General features: G+C 55.9%; 1 protein-coding gene and 1 pseudogene. Both read left to right on the forward strand.

The features are described from left to right. Positions 1-938, forward strand: a pseudogene (locus NW860_RS07880) (hypothetical protein); the annotation flags it as partial. A gap of 17 nt (positions 939-955) precedes the next feature. Continuing rightward, positions 956-1582: hypothetical protein (locus tag NW860_RS07885; protein ID WP_414513480.1), on the forward strand; the 627-nt coding region annotated here is incomplete at its 3' end.

The raw sequence follows: 1582 nt of genomic DNA on the forward strand, positions 1-1582 counted from the left end.
CGTCAGCTGTGTATACGAGACAGGAGTATGACGAGGTGATGAACCACCAGCGGCGGGCGATTTATGCCCGGCGACGGAACGCGCTCTTTGGAGACCGCCTCGCCATAGACCTCGCTAATACCCTCCAGGATTTCGTCCATGGTCTGGCCGAACGCTACCGCAAGCCCGAAGACCTCGAGGCGCTCCAGTACGAATGCCTCCGTACCCTCGCCTTCTTGCCGGATATTTCGCCCAAACTTCTCGAGGAGCCGGCGGACGTCGTGGCCGCTCATCTGTACCAGCAGACCTTTGACCACTACCAAGCTAAGCGCCAGCGGATAAACCACCAGGTTTACGAGGGCACCAAAGCCCTCCGCATGCAGTTTTCGCAAGCCGAGTGGTTGCAGGGGGACTTCACTGCGGATGGGCAGCGGCGGCTCCCTATCGTCCTCCCCGTCACCGAAATCTTGGACACCGAAGGGCAGGTCGTATTCACCGAAATAGAAAAGATGGTTTCCCTCAGCCAGATCGACGCCTTGTGGGTAGAACACCTGCGCCAAATGGATGACCTGCGCCATGCCGTCCAGACCGCCGTCTATGAGCAAAAAGACCCCCTCGTCGTGTACAAACTGGAAGCCTTCAAGCTCTTCAAAGACCTCTTGGACCGGCTCGCCCAGCAAATCCTCGGGACGCTTTTCCGCATAGAGATCTTTGAGGAGCACATGGCTAATCAACGCCAGACGCATAGGCGCCAGGATTTTTCGCGCTTGCAGGCACGCCAGGCGGGGGAAGATTACTACTTCACACAGACTACCACGGCGTCGGCTCCTGCTCCCGCCGCCCTCCTGGAGGCCGAGGGCGAAGCCGTCCCGTATACGCCCTCTTCCCAACCCGGTGCACCCCTTTCTCGCCGGGAGCGCCGGGCCATGCAGCGCCAGCAAAAGAAAAAACGCTCTTAGTACGCTAACTTTGCACTGTGCGGGCAGGTATCGTACTAAGTATCCTCGCTCTCTTCGGCATCGTCGCCGCCACCTACTTCTACATGGAGTCTCGCAAAAAAACCGCCGAAGTCAAGCAGCTCCAAGAAGAAAAAGTGGACTTAGAAAGTGAGGTCAGCGAACTCAACGAGCGCGTCCAGAGCCTGAGTCAGGAGCTGGAGCGCAAAGACATGGAACTCAAAGAAAAGTCCGATAAGGTAGAGGCCCTTTCCAAAGAAATCCAGCAATTACGCGCTCGTATTGCGAAATATGCCGAGGAAGGCAAAATCTCCCAGCGCCAGTTCGAGGAGATGAAGCTCAAAACCGAACAAATGGCCTATTACATTCAGAAGTATCAGGCTCGCATCCAGGAGCTGGAAGAGGAAAACAAAATGCTACGCGAGAAAACCGCTCAGCTCTACCAGGAAGTTCAGAAAAAGGAGGAGGAAACCGAGCAGGTCAAACAAGAAAAAGAACGCTTAGAGGTCAAAGTGCGGGCCGCTTCCTACCTCAAAGCCGCTGAGTTTCGCTTTGCGCTTGTGAAAGACAACGGCAAGGAAGATTGGGAGACCGAATTTCGGGCGCGGCGCATCGAACGGCTGAAAATCTGCTTCACCGTGCTGGAA

The organism is Synechococcus sp. F70.1 (assembly GCF_047502745.1).
GTDB lineage: Bacteria > Cyanobacteriota > Cyanobacteriia > Thermostichales > Thermostichaceae > Thermostichus.